Annotated in this window: 4 protein-coding genes; 1 reads left to right on the forward strand and 3 read right to left on the reverse strand. The window is 38.9% G+C overall.

Features of this window, described 5'->3' with window-relative positions; all coding sequences use genetic code 11:
• Window positions 1–465, forward strand: a 465-nt coding sequence (locus ACO1O5_RS00005) for an aspartate-semialdehyde dehydrogenase (protein WP_486267181.1), incomplete at its 5' end; no start/stop codon positions are given.
• Between the two features lie 52 nt (window positions 466–517).
• On the opposite strand, the gene ACO1O5_RS00010 is transcribed toward ACO1O5_RS00005, so the two are convergent.
• From ACO1O5_RS00010 to ACO1O5_RS00020, 3 genes are all read right to left on the reverse strand, one after another.
• A complete protein-coding gene (locus ACO1O5_RS00010) occupies window positions 518–1,813 on the reverse strand; it encodes a pyridoxal phosphate-dependent aminotransferase (RefSeq protein ID WP_486267183.1) in 1,296 nt (431 codons plus the stop codon).
• A gap of 26 nt (window positions 1,814–1,839) precedes the next feature.
• Complete coding sequence (locus ACO1O5_RS00015; RefSeq protein WP_486267186.1) at window positions 1,840–3,006, reverse strand: N-acetylmuramoyl-L-alanine amidase; 1,167 nt, start codon at window positions 3,004–3,006, stop codon at window positions 1,840–1,842.
• A gap of 81 nt (window positions 3,007–3,087) precedes the next feature.
• Window positions 3,088–4,878, reverse strand: a complete 1,791-nt coding sequence (locus tag ACO1O5_RS00020) for an acyl-CoA dehydrogenase family protein (protein ID WP_486267188.1) — start codon at window positions 4,876–4,878, stop codon at window positions 3,088–3,090.
• Window positions 4,879–5,043 lie beyond the last annotated feature (165 nt).

The raw sequence follows: 5,043 nt of genomic DNA on the forward strand, positions 1-5,043 counted from the left end.
ATGGCATATAAATATCCGATTGATAAAAATGCCATTCCGCAGATTGATGTGTTTATAGAAAACGGATATACGAAGGAAGAAATGAAAATGGTAAATGAAACGAGAAAAATTCTTGGTGATGATGCTATTAATGTAACGGCAACCTGTGTACGCATTCCTGTTATGGGTGGCCACAGTGAAAGTGTGAATATAGAATTCGAAAACGATTTTGATATTGATGACGTGAAGAAAATTTTATCAGAATCTCCAGGCGTTGTATTACAGGATGATATTGCAAATTTCGTTTACCCGATGCCGTTAACAGCTCATGAAAAAGATGAAACTTTTGTTGGCAGAATACGCAGGGATGAATCTCAACCAAATACGCTTAATTGCTGGATTGTAAGTGACAACCTTCGCAAAGGTGCTGCCACAAACGCTGTTCAGATAGCGGAATACCTGTTGGAGAAGGGAATCATCAATTGAAAAGACTTCACGGAATACTGAAATTGTTTTGAGTTCTTGTTGACAAAATTTGTTAAGATAATTTTTTTAATGCCTCTTCCAGTTTGGTCAGCATCTGGGGAATTTCTTCCTTTTTGCAGGTTCCTACACTCAATCTATACCAATCAGAGTTTTTAGGTGCACCAAAAGCATAGAAAGGCACTACGGCCAGCTTTGCCTCATTCAAAATATAAGAGGTAACATCGGCCTGGGTGGCAAGGATTGTATCATCTGATAATTTTTTTCCAACCAGGCTTATTTGTATGGTAAGATAAATGGCGGCTTGCGGTGCACAGGCATCAATTGTAAAGCCTTCGGTCTTCAATTTTTGAAAGCCTTTATAGATGAGTTGTAATCGTTCTTCCAATTCACGTTTAAAATGGTGCAGGTATTTATCAATCACGCTTTTCTGTAAAAGAAATTTTGCAGTTGCATGTTGTTCAGCCATTGGGCTCCAGGCACCAATATGACTATTAAGCGCTTTCATTTTGGCTAAAACACTTTCGGGACCTAATGCCCATCCAACACGAACGCCCGTTGCAGCAAACGCCTTACTAATGCCATCTATAAAAATGGTGTATTTCTTCATTTCGGGCCGGAGGCTAACGGGATTATAATGTTGCGTATCGCCAAAAGTTAATGTCCAGTACATTTGATCATACATCACGTATAATTTCTTTTCTTCCCTGCCGCGGCGCAAATTTTCCTCAAGCACCATGTCACATATCTTTTCCAATTCGTCTTTTTTAAAAACAGTTCCGGTAGGATTTAAAGGTGAACACAAAGCTATCAAAACAGCCTCTTCAATATAAGGCTGAATATCTGCTGCCAACGGCATAAAATTATTTTCCGGTGTTGCCTCAATAACCTGGTGTTGCCCTTCAACAAAATGAACGTAGTGATTATTATTCCAACTAGGCACAGAATAAATAACCTTATCATCTTTATCAACCACTGCCCGATACAATGCATAAATAAGGGGCCGGCCCCCTGCAGCAATTAATATTTCTTTAGCGTTATAATCGAGGCCCTCCCGTTCTTTTATAAATGAAGAAACTGATTCTCTTAACGACAGAATTCCTTCTGCAGGCGGGTAAGTGGTGAATTTGCTTTGATAGGCATTGATTATTTCTTCCTCCAGCCATTTGGGAATTGGGAAAATGGAAGAATCAAAATCTCCAATCGTGAAATTGTAAATAGTCTCCCCTTGTTTAATTTTTTCTTTAATGTCTGCTCCAAGCTTAACAATTTCAGAACCAATCAACGTCTCTGAAAGATTGCTTAATTTTCCTGAGGTATTTTTTATAGTTGTGTTTATTTTCTCTTTCAACTTCGTGTCGTTTTGATTAATAATATTTATAACTTTTTCAAAAAATCTTCAATTCCGGCAATAACTCTTTGTGCCACCAGTTTACGAAATTTAGGATTAAGAATCTTTCTCTCATCACTTTTATTACTTAGAAATGCAACTTCTAAAAGGCAATTGGGATAATCGGTCGGGCCGCTCAATGAAAAATTAAAACTCCCCACGTTGCCATATTCATGAAGCCCGGTTCCCTGTAACATACTTTTTAAAATAGCCTGGCTTAACGGCCGGAAACCAATATACCGGTAGTAGGTGCTTACACCGCTGGTAGTATCTATATCGCCCGAATTTAAGTGAATGCTTATTAAGAGATCGGGATTTTTCTGCCTTAAAAAATTAATTCGTTCGGGCATGCTAAGGGTTGTGTCTTTTGTTCTTGTCATTACAACCTTTGTTTTCCTTAGCCTCAATGCAGTTTCCAGTTGCTTCGCAATAAGCAGCGTGTAATCCTTTTCTTTGATGTTACTTACATTACCGGTAGCGCCTATATTATCACCTCCGTGCCCCGCATCTACTGCGATGGTAAGATGATTTAAAGCCAATATTTTAGGTTGTCGTTTAACCCGTATCGTTAGTTTATTGGGTTCATCATAATAAATGGTATACCCCCAAAACATTGGATGTTTTAATTCGATAAAAACACGCATTACGTCATCTTCGGGTTGCTCATACCAGGTGTTCTTAATTTCTTTGACGCTAGATAGTTGGGTAATCCAGTTGGTATTACTCGTTGCACCAAAAATGTCCACTACAATTCTTGAAGGATCAATTTCCATTCTGCTGGTGTATGGAAGTCTCTCATCGAGCTTTATCGATACATAATCAAAAGTAGAATCTCCCCATACCTTCCAGCTATCGGTTAAGTGCTCCAGGGTGTTTACACCTGTAGTTACTTCCACCTTTTTTTTGTTAATATAGGCTGAATGGAATTTTGATAACTGCACTTTATAATCGGTATTAAAACTATCGACTACTTTTAGAATGATGTTGCTATCCAGGAAAGTCATCTTAGCACCACCAAGCCGGTCTTCTCCAATTCCATATTTTAAAAAAGGCAGAGAGTCCGTTGTTTTTACATAAAAAAAAGCGGGAGAAGTTTCCTGTGAAACTGCATTAAAAAAAGAAAAAATAAGGATTAAGGCGCAAATCATTTTCATAAAATGAAGGTATAACATTAAAATAAAAAGCCTTGGTTTTTCGACCAAAGCTCCCTATAATATCATTAAGAAATTCGAATCTTACAAACCATATTTTCCTTCGTCGATCAATTTATCTGCGATCAACCTTCGTGCGTCTTTGCTATTAAATGGTTCAGTTTTAGTAAATCGTTTTAAACCGAGTAACATCATTTTCTGCTCATCGCCACCGGCAAAGGCATTAATTGCCTCTTTACCACATTTAGCAACTTTATCAACAGCGTCATTCAAATAGCATTGCATCATCGCTACCTGAACCTTGTTATTCCCCTCACCATTTTTGTCCGATGCCTTCATTACGCGAAGTAAAAAGCTTTCTGCTACAAAAGTCTCTATCGTCATATCTGCAATATTCATTATTATCTCCTGCTCGCTAGTAAGGTTAGTCATTAATTTTTGTACAGCGGCACCGGCTACCATCAAAATGCATTTTTTCATATTAGCGACAGCCTTTTCCTCTTTTGAAAATGGGCCTTCATCACTATCACCAAAGTCAGGAATACTCATTAATTCTTTCTGAACATTCATTGCCGGGCCCATCAGGTCAAGTTTTCCTTTCATGGCTCTCTTTAACATCATATCAACAGTAAGTAACCTGTTTATCTCATTAGTACCTTCATAGATACGATTTATTCGACTATCCCGGTATCCCCTGCTAATATTGTATTCATCGCTGTAGCCATTGCCGCCATGCACCTGTACGCCCTCATCAACAACAAAATCCAAAACCTCACTTCCATGTACTTTTAAAATGGCGCATTCTATCGCAAATTCCTCAGCCGCTCCAAGAAGCGCCTCGTTGAAAGGCTTGCCAGCTGTAAGTAATTCAGCTTCTTTTTCATCGATCCATTTTGCCGTTCTATACAAGGCACTTTCATCCGCATAAATTTTAATCGCCATTTCTGCCAGCTTGTGTTTTATGGCGCCAAAGTTGGCTATGGGCGTTTTGAACTGCTCTCTTGTTTTAGCATATTGAATAGTTTCGGTCAATGCTAACTTAGCGCCACCTATTGCCGCTGCGGCTAATTTCAGGCGACCAATATTTAAAATATTAAAAGCGATAATGTGACCCTTTCCAATTTCACCCAATACATTTTCTACAGGTACTTTGCAATCCTGGAAATACAATTGTACCGTTGAGGAACCTTTGATTCCCATTTTATGTTCTTCCGGGCCACGGGTAAACCCCTCAAACTCACGTTCAACAATAAACGCAGTAAATTTGTCTCCATCAATTTTAGCGAACACGGTATAGACATCTGCAAAACCCCCGTTAGTGATCCAGCATTTTTGCCCGTTTAATAAATAGTTTTTTCCATCAGCGGAGAGTGTTGCAGTTGTTTTTGCACCCAATGCATCACTGCCACTTCCAGGCTCCGTTAGTCCATAAGAACCCTTCCATTCACCCGTAGCTAATTTTGATACATACTTCTTTTTCTGTTCTTCTGTTCCAAAATATAAAATGGGTAATGTGCCAATACCTGCATGTGCGCTCATTGCCACACTGAAGGAGTAACCACCTCCCAACCCTTCGCTTACCAATGTAGACGTAACGAAATCTTTCCCAAGACCATTTAACTCTTCCGGAACCGAAGCGCCTAATAGGCCCTGTTCACCGGCTTTATCCATAAGTGACGGCATTAATCCGGGCTCCATTTTATCAATACGTTCTATAACAGGCAGAACTTCGGCCTGTAGAAACTGGTTACACATATCACGCACCATTAGCTGTTCCTCAGTATAATCTTCAGGAGTAAATGTTTCAAAAGCATTGCTTTTTTTAACGAGCCATTCGCCTCCTTTCAATAGTGAGGCTGTTGTTGTTGTGCTCATGATTTTAAATTTTATTAAGTGAATTGTATTTACATTTTTTATCAATCAGTTAAAGGGAGATTAGCAAGGTTATCATACACCTTCTGCAAAACCTCCTTTGCAATTTCAATTTGCCCGTTCGTTACACCATCCAACGCTTCGTTAAGTGTTTTATTTGCGAGTTCC

It is taken from the genome of Ginsengibacter sp. (assembly GCF_057362405.1).